Below are 21,966 nucleotides of genomic sequence, written 5' to 3'. Positions count from 1 at the left end.
GATGCCTTCGGCGAAGGCTGGCAGGCTGGCAGGCTTGCGGGGTGTGACGTTGAGGTCGGGGGCGCACATGGGTGCGCGCCGCGCGGACGGAGAAGGGGCGGCCGTCCGCGCGGCTGCGGGTGGGCGCTGGGTCAGCTCGTCGCGCTCACCGCGTCGCGGATCAGGTTGGCGACGGCCTTCGGCCGGGACACCGCGACCGCGTGTGAGGCGCCGTCAATCTCGATGACCGTCGAGTCGGCGCGCTTGGCTCCGAACCGCTGGACGTCGGGGTTGATCGCGTGGTCCGCGCAGGCCACGAGTGCCCAGGAGGGCTTCGTCTTCCAGGCGGCCGCTGCGGCCGGTTCGGTGAACGCCCCGGCGGCCAGCGGACGCTGCGCCACCGCCAGAACCTTGGTGACCTCCTCGGGGACGTCGGCGGCGAAGACGGTCGGGAAGGCCTCCTGCTCGATGGTGAACTCCACGGCGGGCTCCGTGCCCGCAGGGCCCTCGGCGGGGTACGTCGCACTGTGCAGGCTGGTCGCCAGCGCCGGTTCGGGGAAGCGCCCCTGCATCTCGCCGAGGCTCTCGCCCTCTTCAGGGACGTAGGCCGCGACGTAGACCAGCCCGACGACGTTCTCCACGGTGCCGGCCACGGTGATGATCGCACCGCCGTAGGAGTGGCCGACCAACACGACGGGACCGTCGGTCTGGGAGGCTACGGAGGCTATGTACGCGGCGTCGGACGCCAGGCCCCGCAGCGGGTTGGGCGGTGCCACCACGGGGATGCCGTCCCTCTGAAGTTCGGCGATGACGCCGGACCAGCTGGCCGCGTCCGCGAACGCGCCGTGGACGAGAACGACCGTGGGGGTGGGTCGTGTGGTCATGTCTGAGTGAACTCCTTGTTGTCGAGGGGTGGAGCGCGCTGTCAGCCGGCGTGGAGCGCGCTGCGCAGGGTGCCGGTGGCCAGGGTGAGGGCGGCCTCGGCGGCATGGGTCCCGCGCAGGGCGTTGAGCATCACGAAGTCGTGGATGATGGCCTGGAAGCGCACGGCGGTGACGGGGACGCCGGCCGCACGGAGCTTGTTGGCGTACGCCTCGCCCTCGTCGCGCAGCACATCGGCCTCGCCGGTGATGACCAGCGCCGGGGGCAGACCGGTGAGCTGCTCGGTGGTGGCGCGCAGCGGGGACGCGGTGATCTGGGCGCGCTCGGCCTCGTCGGTCGTGTACTGGTCCCAGAACCACTGCATGGCGTCGCGGCGGAGGAAGTAGCCCGTAGCGAACTGGTGGTACGAGCCGGTGTCGAAGTTCGCGTCGGTGACCGGGTAGAAGAGGATCTGCTGGACGAGGGGGACGTCGCCGCGTTCCTTGGCCATCAAGGTCAGCGCGGCTGCCATGTTGCCGCCGACGGAGTCCCCGGCCACGGCCAGCCGGGTACCGTCCAGGCCCTTGGACGCGCCCTCCTTCACGACGCACTGGGCGACCGCGTAGTTCTGCTCGATGGCGATGGGGTAGCGGGCCTCGGGGGAGAGGTCGTACTCGGGGAAGACCACGGCGGCGTTCGCGCCGACGGCCAGTTCACGGACCAGGCGGTCGTGGGTGTGAGCGTTGCCGAAGACCCAGCCCGCGCCGTGAATGTAAAGGATCACCGGCAGTGTTCCGTCGGCGCCGACGGGCTTGACGATGCGGGCCCGGACGCTGCCCGTCGGGCCGCCCGGGACGGTGATCCACTCCTCGTCGATCGCCGGCTTCTCGATCTCGCCGGACTGCACTTCGTCGACGGCCTTGCGCCCTTCGGCGGGGGCGAGGTCGAACAGATACGGCGGATTGGCGGTGGCTTCCGCGAAGGCGGCTGCCGCCGGCTCCAGCACCGGCTGAACCGGCTCGACGGTCTCGGACATGCGAATCTCCTGGGATGGCGTGAAGGAGGCCGGTTTCGTTCACCGGCCGCACGGCCCTCGGATCTGAAAGCAACCTCCGGTGCCGGCATCGCCACGCTAGAACTTTCCGCCGACGGGAATGGCCCGCAAGCGCACCACCGCTGACCTCAGAGCGCACTGACGGCGACGGATCACGCCGACGTTACGGAGACGCCGAAACCAGTGCGCTATCAGGCCAAGTCCAGTGCACTGCCGGGCAATGCACGTGCGTCCGGTCGGACTAGCTTGATGGCGAAGCAGCTGAGGGCTCGCCTTCCGGAGAGTTTCCGTCCGGCCGATTTCTCCGATAACCGCTTCCCGCCCGTGACGGGTTTCCGGCCATTACGGAAACAAATTCATCAGTCTTGTGAGAGGGGTAAAACACATGCCTACGATGCCGGTCGGCGGGCTGGTTCCTCAGGCCGCCGACGACGCCGCGGACGTGATCGTCCGCAACGCGAAGATCCATACCGGAGACCCGGGCCGCCCGCAGGCCGAGGCGATCGCCATCCGAGACGGCGTCATCACGGTCGTCGGCGACGACTCGGACGTAGCCCCCCACATCGGTGCGGCCACCAAGGTGGTCGACGCACTCGGCCGCCGGATGATTCCCGGTCTCAACGACTCCCATCTGCACGTCATCCGAGGGGGGCTCAACTATGTACTGGAGCTGCGCTGGGACGGAGTCCCCACGCTGCGCCAGGGCCTGGCGATGCTCCACGAGCAGGCCGCCCGTACCCCAAAGGGCCAGTGGGTACGGGTGGTGGGCGGATGGTCGGCGGAGCAGTTCGCCGAACGGCGGCTGCCGACCGTCGCCGAGCTGAACGCCGCAGCGCCGGACACCCCGGTCTTCGTCCTGCACCTCTACCAGTCGGCGGTACTCAACCGGGCGGCGCTCAAGGCCGCCGGATACACCAAGGACACCCCCGACCCCAAAGGCGGCCAGATCGTACGAGGCCGGGACGGGGAGCCGACGGGCATGCTGCTGGCCGCCCCCAGCGCCCTCATCCTCTACTCGACCCTGGCCAAGGCCCCGGGGCTGGAGGGAGAGGACAAGAAGACCTCCACCCGGCATTTCCTGCGGGAACTCAACAGGTTCGGACTGACCTCGGCGATCGACGCGGCCGGGGGATTCCAGAACTTCCCCGACAACTACAGCACGGTCGTCGAACTCGCCAAGGCCGGGCAGCTGTCCCTGCGTATCGCCTATCATCTCTTCCCGCAGACCCCGGGCCAGGAAATCGACGACCTCTCCCGCTGGATCGAAATGGCCCGTCCCGAGGACGGAGACGAATGGCTGCGCCTCAACGGCGCGGGAGAGAATCTGATCTGGGCGGCGGCGGATTTTGAGAACTTCACCCAACCGCGTCCGGAACTCGCCCGCGACTACGAGGCGGAGTTCGAGAAGGCCGTGCGCCTGCTCATGGAGAACGGGTGGGGATTCAGGCTGCACGCCACCTACGACGAAACCATCCGCCGTGACCTCGCGGTATTCGAGAAGCTCGCCGCGGAAGGACTCTTCCCGGCCGGCAACCGATGGCTGTTCGACCACGCGGAGACCGCCTCCCGGGACAGTCTCGACCGCATCGCCGCTCTCGGCGGAGCGATGTCGGTCCAGAACCGGCTGTCCTTCCAGGGCGAGGCGTTCGTACGCCGCTACGGCACCGGCGCCGCCGCGGACGCACCGCCGATCCGGGCCATGCTGGATCGAGGCCTGACCGTGGGCGCCGGCACCGACGCCACCCGCGTCTCCTCGTACAACCCCTGGGTCGCCCTGCACTGGCTGGTCAGCGGCCGTACCGTCGGCGACCTGACGATCCGCCCGCCGCACAACCGCGTCGACCGGGAGACCGCGCTGGCGATGTTCACCCAGGCGGGCGCCGCGCTGACCGGCGAGGCGGACGTCAAGGGCGTACTGCGCCCCGGCTCCTTCGGAGACCTGGCGATCCTGTCCGAGGACTACTTCACGGTGCCCGAGCAGGACATCCCGCACATCGAGGCGCTGCTGACGGTCACCGGCGGCCGGATCGTCTACGCCGCCGCCGAGTACGAGGGCCTCGACGAGGAACTGCCTCCCGTCAGCCCTGCCTGGAGCCCGGTGGCACACTTCGGCGGCTACCAGGCCACCCCTGGGACGGGCCTCAACGGCGCCCGCCAGGCGGAGCTGCTCGGCCAGGCCGTCGCCGAGTCGGAGCAGCACCGCCAGTGGCGCGCCCGACGCGGCCTCACCCCGGACACCGCGAGCACGGTCTTCGACCCCTGCTTCGTGCTGTGACCTCCCGGGAGGGACCCGGCCCCCGGCCGTCCCTCCCGGGACACCACCTCAAGTCCAGCCGCCCGCCGGGCGGTTGATCCCACGGCCGCGGACAGCCGTCCGCGGAATCACTTATGGAACGAAAGGCACTCTCATGGTCGACATCAACGAGGTCACCGCGGCTCCCAGCCCCGACCTGCTGACCCCCGACAACTGCGTGGTCCTGTTCGTGGATCACCAGCCGCAGATGTTCTTCGGCACCGGCAGCGGCGACCGCACCGCGATCATCAACTCCACCGTGGGTCTGGCGAAGGCCGCGAAGGCGTTCGACGTTCCGGCCGTGCTGAGCACGGTGGCCGCGGAGTCCTTCTCGGGCCCGATCATGCCGCAGCTGGCGGCGGTCTTCCCCGACAACAAGATCATCGACCGCACCACGATGAACGCCTGGGAGGACCCCGCCTTCGTCGAGGCGGTCAAGGCGACCGGCCGCAAGAAGCTCGTCCTGGCCGGGCTGTGGACCGAGGTCTGCGTCGTACTGCCCGCGCTCTCCGCGCTGTCCCAGGGCTACGAGGTCTACGTGGTCACCGACGCGTCCGGCGGGGTCAGCCCGCAGGCCCATGAGCACGCCATCCAGCGCATGGTCCAGGTCGGAGCGGTTCCGGTGACCTGGGTGCAGGTTCTGCTGGAGCTGCAGCGCGACTGGGCCCGTGCGGAGACATACGGCGCGGTCATGGAGGTCGTGAAGGAGCACGCCGGTGTCTATGGCCTCGGGGTGGTCTACGCGCAGGCCGTGATCGGCGCCCACGCCGCCGGCTGACTCGCTCGTCACCCACGGCAACGACCGGAACGTCAGGAACGGACAGGAACACGATGAACACTGGGCTGTTGGTCCTCCGGCTGGTGGCGGGCCTCCTCATCGCCGGCCACGGAGTGCAGAAGTTGAGTTTCCGGCTGGGGGGCCACGGCCTGGCGGGTGGAACGGAGGAGTTCCGCCACGACGGGTTCCGCGGCGGCCGGCTCACCGCGCTCGCCGCGGGCGCCGGCCAGATCGGCGCCGGTCTGTTCCTGGCGGCCGGGGCACTCACGCCGATGGCGGTCATGGCGGCCATCGGCGTCATGACGGTCGCCGCGACCGTCAAGTGGCACAACGGGCTCTGGGTGCAGAACGACGGCTACGAGTACCCGACGGTTCTCGTCGTCGTCTGCGCGGCGCTGGCACTCACCGGCCCCGGCCAGTGGTCGGCCGACCATGCCCTGGGGTTGACACCCTGGCCGCTGTGGGTCGCCGTCGCGGCGATCGCGGCCGGTCTGGCCGCCGGTCTGCTCACCCGTGTGGTGCTGCACCGCCCGTCCACCACCGGAGGGAGAGCCGCGCGTGCGCAGGCTGCTGACTGACGCGGCACGCACGCTGGTACCGCCCAAGGGGGACCGGCACGGGCCGCTGCCGCCGCTCATGCTGACGCTGACCGTGGTCACCGGCCTGGTCGACGCCGTGAGCTACCTGGCGCTCGGCCACGTCTTCGTCGCCAACATGACGGGCAACATCGTCTTCCTCGGGTTCGCCCTGGCGGGCGACGAAAACCTGTCCGCGCTCGCCTCCGTCGTCTCGCTGGCCGCGTTCCTCTCCGGCGCTCTCGCCGGGGGCCGGCTCGCGGTCCGGTTCGCGGCGCACCGCGGGCACCTGCTCAGCATCGCCACGGCCATCCAGGCGATCCTCATGGCCGCGGCCGTGATCACGGCCGCGGCCATGTACGGAAGAGTCACCGTCGAGGTCCAGTACGCCCTGATCGTGCTTCTCGGGCTCGGCATGGGGTTGCAGAACGCGGTCGCCCGGCGCCTCGGCGTTCCGGACCTCACCACGACCGTCCTGACCCTGACCCTGACGGGGATGGCCGCGGACTCCACCCTGGCCGGCGGTGCGGCACCACGTCCCGGCCGCCGGATGCTGTCCGTGCTGGCCATGTTCCTCGGGGCCCTCGTTGGCGGCCTGCTCGTCCTGCACGGTCACCTCACCCTCACCCTGGGGCTGGCCCTGCTGCTGCTCGTGGCCACATCCGTGACCACGTACCGCCTCTCGGCCGCCGATGCCGCCTGGATCCGGCCGCAGCCCTGAGTTCCGTACCAGCCCGTTCGGCAGACCATTCGCTTTCACCGATCCGGCGATCGCTGGGGTCACCACCGTGACCCCAGCGGCGGTCTCGTCACCACACCCGACGAGACCGCGTCCATCAGGGTCCGCCGTCACCGGCGGAAAGATCTACACGCCGTAGGCGGCCCGGAACACCCGGCTAAGTGCCTGGCGCTAAGGACCCGGCTCGCCCCTCCGCCCCTTGCAACCATGATTCACAGGAGAAGCCACCATGAGCACCAGTCCTGAATCATCCCCGAAGCGGGCCGAGCCGGCCGGTAGGCATTTCGAACCGGACCTGCGTTCGATGACCCGCATCAACCTCCGCCCTATCGCCTCCCCGATGCCGGTCGGTTTCTTCGCGGTGGCCATCGCCTCGATCATCGTCGGAAGCATGCAACTGGGCTTCTTCGGTGACGACGCTCACAGAGCGGTCGCCCTCACGATCCTGCCGGCCTTCCTCCTGCAAATGATCGTCAGCATCCTGGCGTTCGGGGCGAGGGACGTGCTCGCGGCGACCCTCATGGCGTGTTTCTCCGGAACCTGGCTGGCGAGTTCCCTGGTGCTGGCCCTCGACCCGCCGGCGGGCGCCAAGGTGCTCGGCGTGCTCAACCTCGTGTTCGCCGTATTCGCCTTCCTGATGGCGACCGTCGCGCAGCGCAAGCGTGTGATGTGGTTCGTGCTGTGCGTGGCCGTGCCGCGTTTCGCGGTCGCGGCGCTCTTCAACCTCACCGGTGCCACATGGCTCGGCTATGTGTCCGGGGCCCTCGGACTGCTCCTCGCGGGTGTGGCCATGTATGCCGCGTTCGCGCTCATGCTGGAGGACATGAGGGGCCAGGAAGTCCTGCCCATCGGACGTCGCGGCCCGGCGTACGACGCAGTGGAAGGCGACCTGACCGTGCAACTGCGCAACCTCGAACGCCAGGCGGGCGTGCGGCGCACCCTCTGAGCGCCGAGCGGATCGAGCTGGAGGACCGGACAGGCGGGCGTGGAGGGCCGAGCAGGGAGCCGGGCGTCAGATCCCTCCACGGCTCGGTCGAGGGATGCCGCGCAGCGACCGACATGCCCGCCGCCTTCGTGCAGGCACAACGAGCCCCACCCCACACGGCTGGTGATCACGCCATGTTTATCTGGCACGCCACGGGCGGGCGGATCGCCGTGGGCGAGAGAGTCGGCCCGTCGGCCGCTCCTTCTCATCCGTGCAGACCGAGTCGCCCACAACTGGCCACGGGAGATGATCCCCGAGTTCGGGTAGATCCGGTACAGATGTGCTCCGATGGTGCGAGGGCCTCGCCGGCGGAACTGAGTTCCTGGCACGCGCGCTCGTGCCACGGTTCGGCTCCCAGAGAGGCGAAGGAGTCCTTGGCGGTCCGCAGTGGCGTACGAGGGCTCCATGACCCGGCGCCTGCACCGCAGTCAGACACCGTAGGCAAGCCAAAGGCGTGCCGAGGCCCTGCTGCGCCGCGGTGACATCGCCTTCTACGACACGCGGCGTCCGTACACGCTGCGCCACGGCCACCGTGCGGACATGGGTCTTCTCCGCATCACGCTACGTGACATCGCCCTGCCGCACCGCGGTTCGCCAGGGCGGTTGCGCGAACCTTGGGAGCGGACGGCACGGTCGCCGGGCTGACAGCGGGCGGTCTCGCGCAGGTGGCCGCGAATCCCGGCTCCATGACGGAGCCGCCGCTCGCCTGCTCGCCGCTTCCAGCACGGAACTCATCCGAGCGGTGATCGCCGCAGAGGCGGACAGGGCGGACCTCGCAGCTGGACCCCTCCACGAGACGCTCGGTGTCCGCATCGTCACATGCATGCGGGCGCATCTGGCAGACCACACGCCCAGCCGCATTTCCCTCCGCTACCCTGTACGCCATCCTGGCCCGCAGCGGCTTCGGTTTCGGCGATGGGTGCCTACGGCAGGCCCTCCGTGTGCGCGTGGCTGCCGGTTCCCCCAGTCCTCGGACGGGGCGTAGACCGCGGTAGGGACGATGGCGGCGCGCAGGTAGGCGAAGAGGAGACGCAGGGGTGCTCCAGCACCAGCGAGTGCCGGGCGGTGCCCCCGGTCGCCGCAATCAGCACCGGCTTGCGGTGAGGGCGTCCGGATCGATCAGGTCGAAGAAGGACTTGAAAGCCCGCTGTACGACGCGGAGAACACCGGCGTCACGGCGACCAACCCGTCTGGTGCCCGTGACCGCTTCGATCGCGGTGGAGCGCTGGGCGGCGGGAAACCGGTCACAAGGTTGTTGGCGATGGCGACGGCCAGGGCACGAAGCTCGATGACGTCGGCTTCCGTGTGGAGGGGCGTGCTCAGCCCGCCGAGACGACGACGAGCTTCACACAACGGTGTCCTCTTCCGATTCCGAGGTGGCGGCAAGCAGGGACTGGTGGGTCGGCGGGCCTGGCACGTTCGCAGGCCGGCCCTTGGCGAGCTCCTTGCGCAGGACCGGTACGACTTCCTCGCCGAGCAGGTCGATCTGCTCAAGGACGGTCTTCAGCGGCAGTCCGGCATGGTCCATCAGGAACAACTGGCGCTGGTAGTCGCCGGCGTACTCGCGGAAGCTCAGCGTCTTCTCGATGACCTGCTGAGGTGAGCCGACGGTCAGTGGGGTCTGCTCGACGAACTCCTCCAGCGACGGGCCATGCCCGTAGACGGGCGCGTTGTCGAAGTACGGCCGGAACTCGCGCACGGCGTCCTGGGAGTTCTTGCGCATGAACGCCTGCCCGCCCAAGCCGACGATGGCCTGCTCGGGCGTGCCGTGCCCGTAGTGCGCGTACCGGGTCCGGTACAGCTCGACCATCCGCTTGGTGTGTTCGGCGGGCCAGAAGATGTTGTTGTGGAAGAAGCCGTCGCCGTAGTAGGCGGCCTGCTCGGCGATCTCAGGAGAGCGGATGGAGCCGTGCCAGACGAACGGCGGCACGCCGTCCAACGGGCGGGGCGTGGACGTGAACGCCTGCAGCGGCGTGCGGAACTTACCCTCCCAGTTGACGACGTCCTCGCGCCACAGCCGGTGCAGCAGGCCGTAGTTTTGGATGGCGAGGTTGATGCCTTCCCGGATGTCCTGTCCGAACCACGGGTAGACGGGTCCGGTGTTGCCGCGCCCCATTATGAGGTCCACGCGCCCGTTGGCCAGGTGCTGGAGCATCGCGTAGTCCTCGGCGATCTTCACCGGGTCGTTGGTGGTGATGAGGGTGGTCGCGGTGGAGAGGATCAGCCTCTCGGTCCGCGCGGCGATCCAGCCGAGCATGGTGGTCGGCGACGAGGGCACGAACGGTGGGTTGTGGTGCTCGCCGGTCGCGAAGACGTCCAGGCCGACCTCCTCGGCCTTCAGCGCGATGGCGACCATCGCCTTGATGCGCTCACGCTCGGTCGGCGTACGGCCCGTGGTCGGATCCGGTGTGACGTCGCCGATGCTGAATATCCCGAACTGCATGGCTCCTCCAGTTAATGAGGTGACCGTGTGGTCCTCGAACGGTAGGAGTCCATCGCATGGCTGGGATGACTGTGCGTGCATGGGAACGGGCCCCACAGCGTCCTCCTCTCGTGTCCTGGCCAACGGGTCGAAGTTTCCGAATCCTCAGCCGTGCGTCGCAGGACAAGGAAATGCCGGAGAGGCTCCGACCACAGGCAGGACGTCTCCCGGGCGGAGCTCGAAGCTCCGGCTCGGATGCCCTGCCGTCGGAGGTGTCGGCCGCGACCGGCTGCACGGACGGCATGGAGAGGCGTGGAGACTTCTCGGTCTGCCGTCTTCCGCGCGCTGTGGGACCAGAGGCCGTGCACTCTCAGTCAACGGACACGCGCCGACCGCCCCTACCGTGATTCTCGGCTATGCCGAACACCCCGAGACACCGCCGGAGCAAGATGTCCGCTCCCATATCGGTATGGAACCGCATGAGCGCCGCACCCTCACCGAAAGCCCCAGCGGGGGCAGCTTCGGCTTGGGCCCCGCTCGCGGCCCGAGTCTTCCGGGCGCTGTGGATCGCGCAGCTGGTCTCCAACATCGGCAGCTGGATGCAGACGGTGGGCGCCCAGTGGCTGCTGATCGGGCACGACGCCGCCCTCGTGACGCTCGTGCAGACCGCCTCGGGCCTCCCCTTCGTACTGCTGGCCCTGCCCTCGGGCGTGCTGGCCGACCGTTACGACCGTCGTACGGTGCTTCTGGCCGCCCAGTTCGCCATGCTCGCTGTCTCCACCGCGCTGACCGTGCTGGCGTTCGCGGACGCGCTCACCCCGGGTCTGCTGCTCGGCCTCACCTTCCTGCTGGGATGCGGCACCGCCCTGATGGGCCCGGCCTGGCAGGCGATCCAGCCTGAGCTCGTGGAACGCCACCAGTTGGGCCAGGCGGCCGCGCTCGGCGCCGTGAACATGAACCTGGCCCGCGCCCTCGGCCCGGCACTCGGCGGAGCGGTGGTCGCGGCGGCGGGCGCCGGCTGGGTCTTCGCCTTCAACGCCGCCTCTTACCTGGGCATCGCGGCCGTCCTCATGCTGTGGCGGCGGCCTGCGACAGAACTGCCCACCGCTCCGGGCGAGAAGCTCCTGACGGCTCTGCACGCCGGCCGCCGCTACGTGTGGAACGCGCCGGGCGTCCGCCGAGTTCTGCTGCGCACGGTCCTGTTCATCCCCGGCGGCGCCGCACTGTGGTCGCTGCTTCCCCTGGTGGCGAGCCGCTCCCTGGGCCTGGGCTCGGGAGGGTACGGGCTGCTGCTCGGCGCGGTCGGCGTCGGTGCGGTGGGCGGGGCCTTCGCGCTGCCCGCGATCCGTCGTGTTCTCGGCGTCAACGGCACTCTCGCTGCGGGTTCCCTCGTCTTCGCCGGAGTCCTGGCGGTACTGGCCACGGTCCGCATCCCATGGCTCGCGGCGGTCGCGCTGCTGCCCGCCGGTCTCGCCTGGATCGGCGTGCTGTCCACGCTCAACGCGGCCGTCCAGACACGGCTCCCCGGCTGGGTCAGGGCCCGGGCACTCGCCGTCTATCTCCTGGTCTTCCAGGGCGGGCAGGCACTGACGGCACCCCTGTGGGGTGCACTGGCCGACGGGCTGGGGCTGACCGTCTCCCTATTGGCCGGCAGTGGCCTGCTGCTGGCGGGCGCGGCGAGTGTGCGCCGGTGGCCGCTCCATGGCACGGACGGCATCGACCCGACTCTGTCCGACCACTGGCCCGTTCCGCCTCTGGTGTTCGAGCCCGGACCGGCCAACGGCCCCGTGCTGGTCTCCGTCTCGTACCGTGTCGCGGCCGGGAACAGGGCCGCGTTCACCGACTGCATGGCCCATGTGGCCCGGTCACGGCGGCGAACGGGAGCCCTCACGTGGGGTCTCTACCAGGACGGCAACGAACTGGGTCGGTTCATCGAGAACTACCTGGTCGCGTCCTGGTCGGAGCATCTCGCCCAGCACCACAGCCGGCTCACGGGCACCGACCGCCGTTACGAGGAGCGGGCCCGCCGACTGCTCGTGGAGGGCACGGCACCGGAGGTGACCCATGCCTTCGACGCCTCTGCGGGACCCGTGGTGTCCGAGCCGGACTACGGGACGACAACCTCGGGGCCCGGTGCTCGCCGGTAGACCCGGCAGGAACGGGGGCGGCGGTGTCCGACGATGCCAAAGCCTGCCACTCGCTGGGTGACATGCCGTAGGCGTCCCGGAAGGCCCGGCTGAAGTGTGACGAGTTGATAAAACCCCAGCGATGCGCCACGGCGGCCCGGTGAGTCTTCGATGCGGTGCCCGGCCGAGCTCGTGTCGGCAAGCGTCGAGCCTGCGCCCTCGTATCCACTGACTCAGTGTCGTGCGCTCGCTCTGGAAGAGCTTGTGCAGACAGCGGACGGAGATGCGGTGTGCGAGCGCGATCGACGCCGGACACAGATCTGGATCCGCCAATCCACCCCGACGGACTCCGTGACGAGTACGGCGAGGAGATCCACGGCTTTGCGGGCGAGCCGGTCACCGAGGCGCGACTGGTGGAACTCCGCCCCAGGAGGCAAGCACGGACATGAAGTTCGACACCAGCGCCCCCACACCGTCCCCACAGCGCAGGGGCACACCCATGGCCCGGCGCAGGTCGGACTCGGCAATCTCCAGGCGGCGACGCGGCACACGGAAGACCATCATCCGGAAGTGGTCGCCGAAGCGCAGGGAGTCGCGCACGCCCGGACCGCAGAAGACGATGTCGCCGGGTTCCAGGAAACCTCGCCTCCGTCGCGGACGGCCGCGACCAAGCCGTGGACATGCATGGCGACGTAGCAGGAGTTCGTCATCGCACGTGTCCGACAGCCAGGGCAGCACGGGGACGCGTCCGTCACGCCCATCGACCACCCGAGGGCGTCGAAACGGTCCAGCTTCAAGTAATCGACGAATTCGAGGACATCGTGTGCCAGGCGGGCGATGCGGTAACCGTGACGGGGCTTGCCCCCATGGCGGATCGCCTCCTCGATATTCGGCTTCCGCGACAGGCGTCGAGTGGCGCTTCGGCGACCGAATATCGACAAGAACCGACTCTCCGGGTACCCCTGTTACTCCATTGTCGGTTGCCGGGACACAGCGGCACCACCGCGCGACGTAGGGATCTGCCAGGCAGGTTTCATCACTCTGTAGAAAACCGCTCTGTGGAAACGCTCTATGGAAATCCGCGGGCCGATGGGCACGCCGTGGAGGCGCTCTCAGGCGCGATGTCGTGGGCCTCCTGGGCGAGGAGTTCCTCGATCCGCAGACCGTGTGCGGGATGAGCCGTTGGGCGCCGTTGTCAGGTCCAACCCGTGATCTCCTGAATCTGCCGCAGCCGGTAGTGCAACGAGGTCCGGTGGATCTGCAGCGCCTCCGCGGTTCGGGGGATCGACCCGGCGTGTTCCCGGAAGCACCGCAGGGTCTCCCGCAGCCGGGCAACGACCACGGGTGCCGCCGACGGTTCGAGGAAGGTGCCGAGGACCTCGAGATACGTCTGAGCAGCCATGGCACGGGCCGCCTCCGCGATGGTGTCGATCTCCCGCGGTGTCAGCGTCTCATGCGCGTCGACGACCATCAGCAGGCCCGAGAAGGTTGTCCCTCCCGCAGCGGGGCGACGTAGCGAGAGAGCAGTCCGATGTCGTCCCGGCCTTTGATGAAGCCCGGCTTGGACCATTGGGCCACCCCTGGGCGAGCCCGAATCGGATGACCTCGTCGTCCGCGCAGCCCTGCCGCAGGCTGCGGACCCGCACGGGGTCCTCGTCACCGAAGTACCAGCTCGTACAGATCATCCGGACAGAGGATCGTCGACGACTACAGACCAGCCGAGGTCCTCCGCGAGCCGGTCGGCCAGCGACTGCAGTGCGTCGCTGCCGATGCCTGGGCGGTGGAACCGTGACTGCTGGGACAGATGTGAACTGAGAGCGCACTGATCTTTCCGGTAGGGCACAGCGCGGGCCGCCCAGCCGTTCCGGGCAGTGCCTGGGCCGCATTCCGGCCGGTCGAGTGCGTGTCAGTCCCTCCTGCCCGTGAGCTCGGCGACGGCGCGGTCCATATCGATATGAAGACTCTCCGTCCCTGGGGGTACCAGCGAGACGGTCTGCCGCACGAACGCGGTGACCGCTGACACCGCGATGTCGACCAGCGCCACGCCGGCGGTGGACCTCAGGACGATGCGCACGGAGTCCGGATGGCAACGGTGCCGAGGAATCACCAGCACGTCCCCGGTACCGGTGGGCCGACGCAGGCCTTCCATGAGCAGTGTGCGGGCGAACAGCCAGTCAACGGGTCTGGCAGCGGGTGCGCCGAGGGAAAGTTGCACGGCGTAGGGGTCGGTGATGTCGTAGCGCAGCTCCGCGGGCAGCGGCACCTGCCGCTCGCCCGGGACGTTGACGTGCACCGTCACCGCGCACATGACTGAGGGAAGAGGCTGAGTCATTTTCGGGTCCCCAACAATGGCTGCAGGAGCGGATTTTCTGTGCATGACCCTAGAACCCGACAGCAGCTGCATCTTGCCGAAGAATGCACGGAATGTAGCCCGAGAAAGAACCGCGCTCACGTTTCACCCTATGAGCTCGTAACACGATCATGGTCGGCGTTTCTTTAGTCGTCTCCAGCAGACGAGGCTGCAGGCGAGGGATACGAACGCGTCGTGGAGTTCGGTGCGGCGTTCCCATCGCACGGCGAGCCGTTTGAACTGATGGAGCAGGGAGAAGGGCTGCTCGACGACGTAGCGGAGCTTGCCCATGCCCTGGATGCGGAGGAGCATGGGGTCCAGGGAGTCGCCGTCGGCCGCCAACCGATATCCGCCCGCGTCCCGTATCAGCCGAAGGCTGACGGCACGGGTGGGGAGTCCGGGCTCCAGAAGGCGGCGTAGTGACCCGACATTCCGGCGGATCACGTTGACCGCGCTGTGCGGTGGGCGTCCGCCCCACGGAACGTCGACCATCTCCTTCACGGCGACCGGCTGCGCTCCTCGCGCCAACAGCAGTGCCAGCAGGGCCCTTTCCTGCGGACGCCCAAGGGGCAACTCCACCCCCGCCCGCTGGACCAGGACCGGCCCCAGGACCGCGAACCTCACAGGCTCCATCGGCAGTTCACCTCCTCGGATCTCGCGCCCCGACATGACTTTACGTGGCTCCAATTGTTACCCAGCGTTACGGGCTTGCTGTGCTCGGCTTCGCCGCCGCCCGCTGCCGGCGTTTGGTGGTCCAGTAGAGGAGGGCGATCCGACGCGGTCGCGGACCGGCGCGGGGTTCGGAGGTGTCGGATGATGCGGCCATGTGCACCTTCTTGAGGGGTGAGCCGAGCATCCCGGCTCGGGCTGAAGCACAGTCGCTCTTCCTCACCTGGTGCGATGGTTCGGGACCTCAGTTATCTCGATTGGAGATGAGCGCGCGCACGACTGGTGTCTCGGCACCCGGAAGGGGTGAAACCGGATCACTGCTGAGGGATCCCGCGCACGGGATGCTTGCTCATGACGGAGACCCGGTTGAACGCGTTGATGGTGATCGCTACCCAGATCACCGCGGAGATCTCATCGTTGGTGAGGACCTGGCGGGCTGCGTCGTAGGCGCTCTCCTGCACGACGGCGTTCGCGGGGGCGGTGGTCGCCTCGGCCAAGGCGAGTGCCGCGCGCTCCCGTGCCGTGAACAGTTCGGTGTCACGCCAGGCGGCCAGCACGCCCAGACGCTGGGTGGTCTCGCCCGCGCGCAGCGCGGCCCGGGTGTGCACGTTGAGGCAGTAGGCGCAGCCGTTGATCTGTGAGACGCGGAGGTTGATCAGTTCTACGAGCGTGCGGTCCAGGCCCGCGTCGGCGGCGACCGCGCGGACCGCTTCGGCTGTCTCGACCAACGCGTGGTACGCCTTCGGGCTCTGCTTGTCGACGAAGACCCGCTTGCTCACGGGGCCTGCTGCCGTGTCACTCAACCTGGACTCCCTCACGGGCCGCACCGGCCCTCGATCGCTCTGCCGTGCGCCTGACAGGGCACACCCGCCCATCCTCAGGCATAATCGTTGAACATAAAACCACCCCGGGTGAGAGAGGTGTGCGATGAGCAACGTCGAGAAAGATCCCACCGAACTGCGCTGCGCGGCCTCGGACCATGGCGAGCAGGTAGCGCAGGTCGACGTCCTCTCCGCGCGGGACGTCCCCCTGGGCGGTCCGAGGGCGATGACGGTGCGGCGCACGCTGCCGCAGCGGGCCCGGACGCTGATCGGGGCCTGGTGTTTCGTCGACCACTACGGACCCGACGACGTCGCCGGCACGGGCGGCATGGACGTCGCGCCCCATCCGCACACCGGTCTGCAGACCGTGAGCTGGCTGTTCAGCGGGGAGATCGAGCACCGGGACAGCATGGGCAGCCATGCCCTCGTGCGGCCCGGTGAGCTGAACCTCATGACGAGCGGGTACGGCATCAGCCACTCCGAAGTCTCCACCACACGCACCACCATCCTGCACGGCGTCCAGTTGTGGGTGGCGCTTCCCGAAGAGCACCGGCACACCGGCCGAGACTTCCGGCACTACGTCCCGCGCCCGATCCGGGTCGGCGGCGCCGAGGTCAGCGTGTTCCTGGGGTCACTGGCAGGTGACACCTCTCCGGTGCGGACCTTCACGCCCTTGCTCGGCGCCGAACTCGTCCTTGAGCCGCGCTCGACGACCACGCTCGAAACAGACCCCGGCTTCGAGCACGGCCTTCTCGTCGACCACGGGGATGTCCGCATGGCCGGAACACTCCTGCACCCGGCGGAGCTGGGCTACCTCGGCACGGGAAACACCACACTGACGCTGACGAACGAGACGGACACCGCTGCTCGGGCGGTCCTCCTCGGCGGGACACCGTTCGAGGAACAGATCGTCATGTGGTGGAATTTCATCGGCCGCAGCCACGAAGACATCGTCGAGGCCCGGGAGGCGTGGCAGAACGCATCCGACCGCTTGGGCAGGGTCGATGGTTACGACGGCGACCGTCTTCCCGCGCCCGCACTTCCCAACGCCACCATCACACCGCGCAAAAACCCGACGCGCCACTGAAAGGCATACGATGACACAGCCCGCCGCCGCTCCAACTGTCCAGCAAGTGGACTCCAAGCACCGGTACGAAATCCTGGGCGACGGTAAAACCGCAGGCTTCACCGCGTACCGCGACCGCGACGGTCAGCGCGTCTTCTACCACACCGAAATCGACGACGCCTTCGCCGGGCAGGGCCTGGCCTCGCTCCTCGTGCAGCAGGCGTTGACCGACGTGCGTGCCTCCGGGAAGCGCATCGTGCCGGTGTGCCCCTACGTGGCGAAGTTCCTCAAGAAGCACGACCAGTTCGCCGACATCACCGACCCGGTGACCCCCGAAGTCCTGCAGTGGCTGCACACCGTGCTGCCGCACTGACCACCCATGCTGTCGGAATGTCTCGTCCATGCCCGCTTGGCCATCATCGCCATGGCGTCATCGGCGCCCTGACCGCCCTCGGCATGCCCCCGGCGTCCACAGCAACCGCTGACACCCCTCCCCCCGGGCACCCTTCCGGCCGACTCGTCCGCATGCCAGCCACGGTTCGGCTGGCGAGGCACAGAGGGCTCACTTAGCGTGAATCTGATGAGCCGGCAGCATGGGAGGAAAAGTGGAGGATCTCAAGTACAAGATGATCATGGCTTTGGCCGCAGCGGACCTCGGGGGGCCTCTCTGTGAGCAAGTGGCCGGGATCTGCGCCGAGATTGCCGACCAGCACTGCATTCAGCTCCATGTCCGGTCCTCCGTCGACCACGTTCCCGAGATCCCCGTTCCGAGCCTTTCGAGGGCCAAGCTGTGACCACTCACATTCCTGCTGACGGGGGCCGACGTTGACTTCAGCCATGCAGCAGACCGTCGATGTGCGGCGCGGCCGGGAACGTTTCAAAACGAACCTGTCCTGGCTCGATTCCAAACATTCCTTCTCCTTTTCCCGTCACTTCGACCCGCAAAATACCCATCACGGTCTTCTGCTGGTGAGCAACGACGACATCGTCACAGCAGGGACCGGTTTCGAGACTCATCCCCATCAGGACATGGAAATCGTCACATGGGTGTTGCAGGGGTCTTTGGTGCACCAGGATTCCACCGGACATTCCGGATTGATTTACCCCGGTCTGGCTCAGAGGATGAGTGCGGGAACGGGGATCCTGCACTCGGAGAAGAACGACTCGTGGCGTCTGGAGGGCGGGAGCACTCATAGCGACCCGGTGCACTTCGTGCAGATGTGGATCGTACCGGACGAGGCCGGGATCCCCCCGGGATACGAGCAGTTGGAGATCGACGACGAGCTCCTGCGCGGCGGTCTGACCACAGTCGCCTCCGGCATGGACAAGCACTCCGGCACCACCGCCATCCGCATCCGGAACAAGTACGCCGCACTGCATGCCGCCCGGCTCTCGGCGGGCGGCTCGGTTGCGCTGCCCGAGGCCCCGTTCCTCCATCTGTACGTGCCAAGAGGCAATGTCGTCCTGGAGGGCACAGGAGAACTCCAGGAGGGTGACGCGGTGCGCTTCACTGCGACCGGCGGCCAGCGCATCACGGCCGAACAGTCTGCGGGCGCGGAGATCCTCGTGTGGGAGATGCACGCCACCGTCCGAGGCTGGTAGCGGCGCACAGGCCACTCAGCGGGCGGCCAGAGGGTGGCGCTACTGCGTAGCGGCAGCGACGGTGACAAGTCGGGAGCCCTGCCAGGTGCGCGCGGCGCACCGCCGGAATGGGCAGCGTTGTAAGGGCAGGGTCGCCAGGTGGCAGCCCCATCGGCCAAGTGGCCACTCCCCGGCCGGCGAGAGCTGACTGCCGGGGGTCGACCGCCAGGTGGGCACGTGTCCTGCAGCGCTCCCGCCAGGTGTCGACGCCGGCGCCGAGGCGGACCGGTGCCGGTCGAGCGGCTCTCGCGCCTTTTTTCAGCAGCGCGGTGAAACACCACGGAGCCGTATCCCAGATGGAGTCTTCGCCCGCACCGGCCAACGCCTTCCCCCTTGTTATTCGGGCGGAGCGGCTCCTGTGGCAGTGGCACCCTTCCAGCGAGCACTCTGGAAACGTACGCTGGCCCAAACCATGATCAATCCGATCGCAGCTCCGGACGGAAGAGCGGCAGCGAGGGGAGCGCCGACGCCGTAGACCAAGACGCCTGCGTCCGCGCCGATGATGACACTGGTGATGACGCCGATGCTGCCGGCAACGCTGAGCATCCGCTGAAATGGCCGCAGGCGCGGTGTCAACATGACCACGGCCTGTTCTGATCCCGCGACCGCGCGGAGAGCCTCCGCCAGCTCCGGAACCAGCTCGGTGTAGATCGCGCGCAGTTGCGTGATCCGGAGGCAGAAATGCCAATCGTCAATGGAGATTTCCAGGCATCGGACGAAGGTCACGAGGCCCAGGAAGGCCAAAGATGAAAGCACCACCATCTGAAAGATGGTGGTGCCGGCGCCGCGCTCTGCATGGCCGTAGAAACCGAGGGCGATAAGGGCGGCCGACACCGCCCCCAGGAAGATGCTGGCGCGACCGTTGGCCTCACCAATTGTGCCGGCACGCGCACTCTGGAGATTGTAGTGCTCGGTGGTCAAGAGAGTGATCCAAGCTGACGCCGCCCCGCCGGCGGCGGGGAGCCGCAAAGAATCCCTGTTGGGGGGCTGTGCGCATGGCGGCTTGGGATTGGATTCATCCATAGGTCAGCAACCTAACATCGCTGCGCGTAGATACGCTCAACTACCCGGTTCGGATGTGTCATCGAATCGTGCCTTGAAGTAGACGATGACTGCGTGAAGGCACGGATCGCGGCATGCTCCTTCCACCCAACGGGGGACGAGGGCCGGCATCTCTTGCACGAGACGGATTCGGCGCCGCTCCCGGCGGGTGTCGGCGTCGGCTGAACTCGCATTCGGCCGTCGTCGAGAAGCTCCAGCAGCGCGGACTCATCGTTCAGGACCCGCCGCGACAGGAGGCGTTCGCCTTTCGCATCGATCACCACGCAGTGGTGATGTTCCTTGCCGATGTCCACCCCGGCCCAGATCTCTGACACAGTCCCCTCCGCCGGCTGGTCGTCCAACAGCAGCCCCGCAGACGACCTCGCCGACGTTGTCCTACACAGCGATCGAGTCGCGCATCCCAATGAGCGGTCGAGTCGTCGCGGGGTTCCGGGCGGCCAAGTTCTTTCAGCCATCAGACGGCGACAAGCTGACAGCCATACCCGCAACCCCTGGGCCCGACGATTCTACGAATGACCGCCTCAGACGCACGCTAGGAAGGTAGGACAAGCTTAGCCGGCAACGCTTCCGCTGAGTGTCGGCGAGCCGGCCTCCGAAGACGCCAGGGCCTGCCATTCACTGGGGGACATTCCGTAGGCGTCCCGGAAGACCCGGCTGAAGTGTGACGCGCTGCTGAAACCCCACCGGTGCGCCACAGCGGCCACGGTGAGCCTCCGGTTCGGCGAGCGGCCGAGTTCATGGCGGCATGAGTCGAGCCTCCGACGCCGTATCCAATGGCTCACCGTCGTGCCTTCGCTCTGGAAGAGCTTGTGCAAATACCGCACGGAGATGTGGTGGGCGAGAGCGATCGATTCCGGCGATAGATCTTGAACCGTCAGATGCTCTTCAATGAAATTCCGGATGCGCGAAAGCGTGGCGGTGCCGGCACTCGACCTGTCGGCTGTTTCCTCTCCGAGGATTTCCATCACGAGCACGGCGAGGAGATCTACGGCGTTGCGGGCGAGCCGCTCGCCGATGCGGGAACTGCGGAACTCGGCATCTGCGGTGAGCATGGACAGGAAGTTCGACACCAGCGCCCCCACGCCCTCACCACCCGGTACGGGCGTACCGATGACGCGGCACACATCCGACTCCGCGACCCCCAGACGGTGCCGGGGAATGCGGAAAACCGTCATCTGGAAGTGGTCGCCGAACAGCAGGAAGGGGCAATGGGCCGGATTGCCGAAGACGAGGTCGCCCGGCTCGAGGACGACTTCCGCGCCGCCATGGACCACGGTGACCGATCCACCGACGAGCAATCCCAGGTACAGGGCCTCGTCATGGTCCTCGGCCGGCAGTTGAGCAGGGACACCGGCCCGTCCGGCACCAGATCGCAGGACGGAAACCTGTAGATGTCCGAGGGCGTCCGCAGCGGGTTTCTCCGGCTTCCGGATCACGTCTCGGTAGGGGTGGTGAGGGCGCGGTGCCGTTGTTTTGGGCATGCCTGACATCACTGACTCGACCATGGGAACTCCAACCGTGCCTTGAATCGCTGTTTGTGGTGAACTCGGCCGGACCGGTTGTGCTGCTCACCGGATTAACGAAGTCGCTGCGGTCGGTTCTTGGGAATCAGGGGTTTTCAGTCAGGAACTTCTCGACCACGACATTGAAGGCGGCAGGATTCTCAAGGAAGGGGAAATGTGAGCTCGCCACGTCGGTCGGGAAGACGTGGAGTTGTGCGTCCGGGATCTTGTCGGCGACGAATTGCTGCGAACGGGGGTTGACATGGCTTCCGTCGCAGCCGAGCACCAGGGTGGGCACATCCACCCGGGGAAGTACGTCACGCCAGTCCTGCGCACAGTGGTCGAACAGCAGCGGAACAGCGGCGTAAGGGGGCGTCGCCGTGATCTGCTCGGCGACGAAGGCGAGCATTTCGGGGTCGGGGTCACCGGAGAACATGCTGCGTACGAAGTCCTGGCGCACGCGTTCGCCGTCCGGGCCGGCCAGGCCGGCACCGAGTTCGAGAAGGCCTGCCACATCGAAGAGGGCGCCGGAGTCCTGCTGTTCCTCGGGCGTCATCCACGGTACGGCCGCGACGGCCGCCGGCTGGTCGACGGCGACGAACCGTCGGATCCGGGCGGTGCCGTACTGGTCGATGAAGCTCCACCACACCGAGACGCCCATCGACCAGCCGAGGGCGTCGAAACGTTGCAGTCCCAAGTGGTCGACGAGTTCGAGGACATCGTGCGCCAGGCGGGCGATGCGGTATCCGTGGTGCGGCTTGCCGGACACGCCGTGACCGCGTTGGTCCAGCGTGATGACCCGGCGAGCGGGGGACAGGCCGTCGAGCTGGTGGTGGAACATCTCCTGCGTCTGTCCCCAGCCGTGGAGCATGACCAGCGGGAAGCCGTCTCCTCCGCTGTCGCGGTACACGAGCTCCGTACCGTCGTTCGTCGTCAGGTTTCCCATGGCGATTCTCCTGGCTCGATGTCCGGCCCGGTCAGCGGCCCGGCCTGCCGTTTCGGCGGCCGCCGTGACACGAACCCTGTCCGTCGGCAGCCGCGTA

General features: G+C 67.9%; 22 protein-coding genes and 4 pseudogenes. 11 read left to right on the top strand and 15 right to left on the bottom strand.

All coding sequences use genetic code 11. The features are described from left to right. Positions 1–131 precede the first annotated feature (131 nt). Positions 132–863 carry an alpha/beta fold hydrolase gene (locus ACIHCQ_RS20895; RefSeq protein WP_399664105.1) on the bottom strand — a complete coding sequence of 244 codons (732 nt, stop codon included), beginning with the start codon at positions 861–863 and terminating at the stop codon, positions 132–134. 41 nt (positions 864–904) lie between these two features. Beyond that, on the bottom strand, positions 905–1,876 hold the full coding sequence (locus tag ACIHCQ_RS20890; RefSeq protein ID WP_399664102.1) for an alpha/beta hydrolase: 972 nt from the start codon (positions 1,874–1,876) through the stop codon (positions 905–907). Positions 1,877–2,279: 403 nt separating this feature from the next. Here ACIHCQ_RS20890 and ACIHCQ_RS20885 point away from each other — a divergent pair, with 403 nt between their 5' ends. The 6 genes and pseudogenes from ACIHCQ_RS20885 to ACIHCQ_RS20860 all read left to right on the top strand — a co-directional run. Beyond that, positions 2,280–4,169, top strand: coding sequence for an amidohydrolase (locus ACIHCQ_RS20885; protein ID WP_399664100.1), 1,890 nt, complete (start codon positions 2,280–2,282; stop codon positions 4,167–4,169). A gap of 133 nt (positions 4,170–4,302) precedes the next feature. Then, complete coding sequence (locus ACIHCQ_RS20880; RefSeq protein WP_399664098.1) at positions 4,303–4,965, top strand: hydrolase; 663 nt, start codon at positions 4,303–4,305, stop codon at positions 4,963–4,965. 53 nt (positions 4,966–5,018) lie between these two features. Beyond that, positions 5,019–5,543 carry a DoxX family protein gene (locus tag ACIHCQ_RS20875; protein ID WP_399664096.1) on the top strand — a complete coding sequence of 175 codons (525 nt, stop codon included), beginning with the start codon at positions 5,019–5,021 and terminating at the stop codon, positions 5,541–5,543. Then, entirely contained in the window at positions 5,524–6,261 is a 738-nt protein-coding gene (locus ACIHCQ_RS20870; protein WP_399664094.1) for a YoaK family protein, read from the top strand. Before ACIHCQ_RS20875 ends, ACIHCQ_RS20870 begins: the two co-directional genes overlap by 20 nt. 247 nt (positions 6,262–6,508) lie before the next feature. Further along, the gene (locus tag ACIHCQ_RS20865; RefSeq protein WP_399664092.1) at positions 6,509–7,225 is read left to right on the top strand and encodes an acetate uptake transporter family protein; all 717 of its coding nucleotides are present in this window, start codon (positions 6,509–6,511) and stop codon (positions 7,223–7,225) included. A gap of 495 nt (positions 7,226–7,720) precedes the next feature. Further along, a pseudogene (locus tag ACIHCQ_RS20860) lies at positions 7,721–7,909 on the top strand (hypothetical protein); the annotation flags it as partial. 281 nt (positions 7,910–8,190) lie between these two features. Here the strand turns inward: ACIHCQ_RS20860 and ACIHCQ_RS20855 are convergent. Both ACIHCQ_RS20855 and ACIHCQ_RS20850 read right to left on the bottom strand, forming a co-directional pair. Continuing rightward, a pseudogene (locus tag ACIHCQ_RS20855) lies at positions 8,191–8,608 on the bottom strand (NAD(P)H-dependent oxidoreductase); the annotation flags it as partial. 1 nt (position 8,609) lies between these two features. Next, positions 8,610–9,707: an LLM class flavin-dependent oxidoreductase gene (locus ACIHCQ_RS20850; protein WP_399664090.1), complete on the bottom strand. Its 1,098-nt coding sequence runs from the start codon at positions 9,705–9,707 to the stop codon at positions 8,610–8,612. 458 nt (positions 9,708–10,165) lie between these two features. Between ACIHCQ_RS20850 and ACIHCQ_RS20845 the strand changes: the two genes are divergently transcribed. Then, a complete protein-coding gene (locus ACIHCQ_RS20845) occupies positions 10,166–11,833 on the top strand; it encodes an MFS transporter (protein WP_399664088.1) in 1,668 nt (555 codons plus the stop codon). 82 nt (positions 11,834–11,915) lie between these two features. Here ACIHCQ_RS20845 and ACIHCQ_RS20840 read toward each other — a convergent pair. From ACIHCQ_RS20840 to ACIHCQ_RS20810, 7 genes and pseudogenes are all read right to left on the bottom strand, one after another. Then, a pseudogene (locus ACIHCQ_RS20840) lies at positions 11,916–11,963 on the bottom strand (hypothetical protein); the annotation flags it as partial. 245 nt (positions 11,964–12,208) lie between these two features. Beyond that, the gene (locus tag ACIHCQ_RS20835) at positions 12,209–12,412 is read right to left on the bottom strand and encodes a hypothetical protein (RefSeq protein WP_399664087.1); all 204 of its coding nucleotides are present in this window, start codon (positions 12,410–12,412) and stop codon (positions 12,209–12,211) included. Between the two features lie 595 nt (positions 12,413–13,007). After that, positions 13,008–13,283 (bottom strand): helix-turn-helix domain-containing protein, encoded by a 276-nt coding sequence (locus ACIHCQ_RS20830; protein ID WP_399664085.1) that lies wholly within the window; start codon positions 13,281–13,283, stop codon positions 13,008–13,010. Between the two features lie 435 nt (positions 13,284–13,718). Continuing rightward, entirely contained in the window at positions 13,719–14,144 is a 426-nt protein-coding gene (locus tag ACIHCQ_RS20825; RefSeq protein ID WP_399664083.1) for an SsgA family sporulation/cell division regulator, read from the bottom strand. 147 nt (positions 14,145–14,291) lie between these two features. Beyond that, on the bottom strand, positions 14,292–14,795 hold the full coding sequence (locus ACIHCQ_RS20820) for a hypothetical protein (protein ID WP_399664081.1): 504 nt from the start codon (positions 14,793–14,795) through the stop codon (positions 14,292–14,294). A gap of 67 nt (positions 14,796–14,862) precedes the next feature. Then, positions 14,863–14,988 (bottom strand): hypothetical protein, encoded by a 126-nt coding sequence (locus ACIHCQ_RS20815; protein WP_399664079.1) that lies wholly within the window; start codon positions 14,986–14,988, stop codon positions 14,863–14,865. Between the two features lie 157 nt (positions 14,989–15,145). Further along, positions 15,146–15,634 (bottom strand): carboxymuconolactone decarboxylase family protein, encoded by a 489-nt coding sequence (locus ACIHCQ_RS20810; protein ID WP_399664077.1) that lies wholly within the window; start codon positions 15,632–15,634, stop codon positions 15,146–15,148. A 124-nt stretch (positions 15,635–15,758) separates the two neighbouring features. On the opposite strand from ACIHCQ_RS20810, the gene ACIHCQ_RS20805 reads away from it, so the two are divergent. The 4 genes from ACIHCQ_RS20805 (at position 15,759) to ACIHCQ_RS20790 (ending at position 18,320) form a co-directional block, all read left to right on the top strand. Further along, positions 15,759–16,739, top strand: coding sequence for a pirin family protein (locus tag ACIHCQ_RS20805; protein ID WP_399664076.1), 981 nt, complete (start codon positions 15,759–15,761; stop codon positions 16,737–16,739). Between the two features lie 10 nt (positions 16,740–16,749). Next, a complete protein-coding gene (locus ACIHCQ_RS20800) occupies positions 16,750–17,091 on the top strand; it encodes a GNAT family N-acetyltransferase (RefSeq protein ID WP_399664074.1) in 342 nt (113 codons plus the stop codon). A gap of 232 nt (positions 17,092–17,323) precedes the next feature. Beyond that, positions 17,324–17,512, top strand: coding sequence for a hypothetical protein (locus ACIHCQ_RS20795; protein ID WP_399664072.1), 189 nt, complete (start codon positions 17,324–17,326; stop codon positions 17,510–17,512). Positions 17,513–17,555: 43 nt separating this feature from the next. Continuing rightward, complete coding sequence (locus tag ACIHCQ_RS20790; protein ID WP_399664070.1) at positions 17,556–18,320, top strand: pirin family protein; 765 nt, start codon at positions 17,556–17,558, stop codon at positions 18,318–18,320. Positions 18,321–18,695: 375 nt separating this feature from the next. Here ACIHCQ_RS20790 and ACIHCQ_RS20785 read toward each other — a convergent pair whose 3' ends face one another. The 4 genes and pseudogenes from ACIHCQ_RS20785 to ACIHCQ_RS20770 form a co-directional block, all read right to left on the bottom strand. Next, entirely contained in the window at positions 18,696–19,280 is a 585-nt protein-coding gene (locus tag ACIHCQ_RS20785) for a hypothetical protein (protein ID WP_399664068.1), read from the bottom strand. A 320-nt stretch (positions 19,281–19,600) separates the two neighbouring features. Continuing rightward, positions 19,601–19,735, bottom strand: a pseudogene (locus ACIHCQ_RS20780) (transposase); the annotation flags it as partial. A 237-nt stretch (positions 19,736–19,972) separates the two neighbouring features. Then, positions 19,973–20,926, bottom strand: a complete 954-nt coding sequence (locus ACIHCQ_RS20775; RefSeq protein ID WP_399664066.1) for a helix-turn-helix domain-containing protein — start codon at positions 20,924–20,926, stop codon at positions 19,973–19,975. Positions 20,927–21,029: 103 nt separating this feature from the next. Further along, positions 21,030–21,869: an alpha/beta fold hydrolase gene (locus tag ACIHCQ_RS20770; protein WP_399664064.1), complete on the bottom strand. Its 840-nt coding sequence runs from the start codon at positions 21,867–21,869 to the stop codon at positions 21,030–21,032. Positions 21,870–21,966 lie beyond the last annotated feature (97 nt).

Origin of the sequence: Streptomyces sp. NPDC052236, assembly GCF_044548015.1 — a bacterium.
Lineage (GTDB): Bacteria > Actinomycetota > Actinomycetes > Streptomycetales > Streptomycetaceae > Streptomyces.
Note: the sequence above shows the minus strand (reverse complement) of the source record. Positions and strands in the feature narration are given on the sequence as shown.

Bases quoted from the DNA above. Each gene is read 5' to 3' on its own strand.
- ACIHCQ_RS20895 (WP_399664105.1), bottom strand. From the start codon at position 863: ATGACCACACGACCCACCCCCACGGTCGTTCTCGTCCACGGCGCGTTC.
- ACIHCQ_RS20890 (WP_399664102.1), bottom strand. From the start codon at position 1,876: ATGTCCGAGACCGTCGAGCCGGTTCAGCCGGTGCTGGAGCCGGCGGCA.
- ACIHCQ_RS20885 (WP_399664100.1), top strand. From the start codon at position 2,280: ATGCCTACGATGCCGGTCGGCGGGCTGGTTCCTCAGGCCGCCGACGAC.
- ACIHCQ_RS20880 (WP_399664098.1), top strand. From the start codon at position 4,303: ATGGTCGACATCAACGAGGTCACCGCGGCTCCCAGCCCCGACCTGCTG.
- ACIHCQ_RS20875 (WP_399664096.1), top strand. From the start codon at position 5,019: ATGAACACTGGGCTGTTGGTCCTCCGGCTGGTGGCGGGCCTCCTCATC.
- ACIHCQ_RS20865 (WP_399664092.1), top strand. From the start codon at position 6,509: ATGAGCACCAGTCCTGAATCATCCCCGAAGCGGGCCGAGCCGGCCGGT.
- ACIHCQ_RS20850 (WP_399664090.1), bottom strand. From the start codon at position 9,707: ATGCAGTTCGGGATATTCAGCATCGGCGACGTCACACCGGATCCGACC.
- ACIHCQ_RS20845 (WP_399664088.1), top strand. From the start codon at position 10,166: ATGAGCGCCGCACCCTCACCGAAAGCCCCAGCGGGGGCAGCTTCGGCT.
- ACIHCQ_RS20830 (WP_399664085.1), bottom strand. From the start codon at position 13,283: ATGGTCGTCGACGCGCATGAGACGCTGACACCGCGGGAGATCGACACC.
- ACIHCQ_RS20825 (WP_399664083.1), bottom strand. From the start codon at position 14,144: ATGACTCAGCCTCTTCCCTCAGTCATGTGCGCGGTGACGGTGCACGTC.
- ACIHCQ_RS20820 (WP_399664081.1), bottom strand. From the start codon at position 14,795: ATGGAGCCTGTGAGGTTCGCGGTCCTGGGGCCGGTCCTGGTCCAGCGG.
- ACIHCQ_RS20815 (WP_399664079.1), bottom strand. From the start codon at position 14,988: ATGGCCGCATCATCCGACACCTCCGAACCCCGCGCCGGTCCGCGACCG.
- ACIHCQ_RS20805 (WP_399664076.1), top strand. From the start codon at position 15,759: ATGAGCAACGTCGAGAAAGATCCCACCGAACTGCGCTGCGCGGCCTCG.
- ACIHCQ_RS20800 (WP_399664074.1), top strand. From the start codon at position 16,750: ATGACACAGCCCGCCGCCGCTCCAACTGTCCAGCAAGTGGACTCCAAG.
- ACIHCQ_RS20790 (WP_399664070.1), top strand. From the start codon at position 17,556: ATGCAGCAGACCGTCGATGTGCGGCGCGGCCGGGAACGTTTCAAAACG.
- ACIHCQ_RS20775 (WP_399664066.1), bottom strand. From the start codon at position 20,926: ATGGTCGAGTCAGTGATGTCAGGCATGCCCAAAACAACGGCACCGCGC.
- ACIHCQ_RS20770 (WP_399664064.1), bottom strand. From the start codon at position 21,869: ATGGGAAACCTGACGACGAACGACGGTACGGAGCTCGTGTACCGCGAC.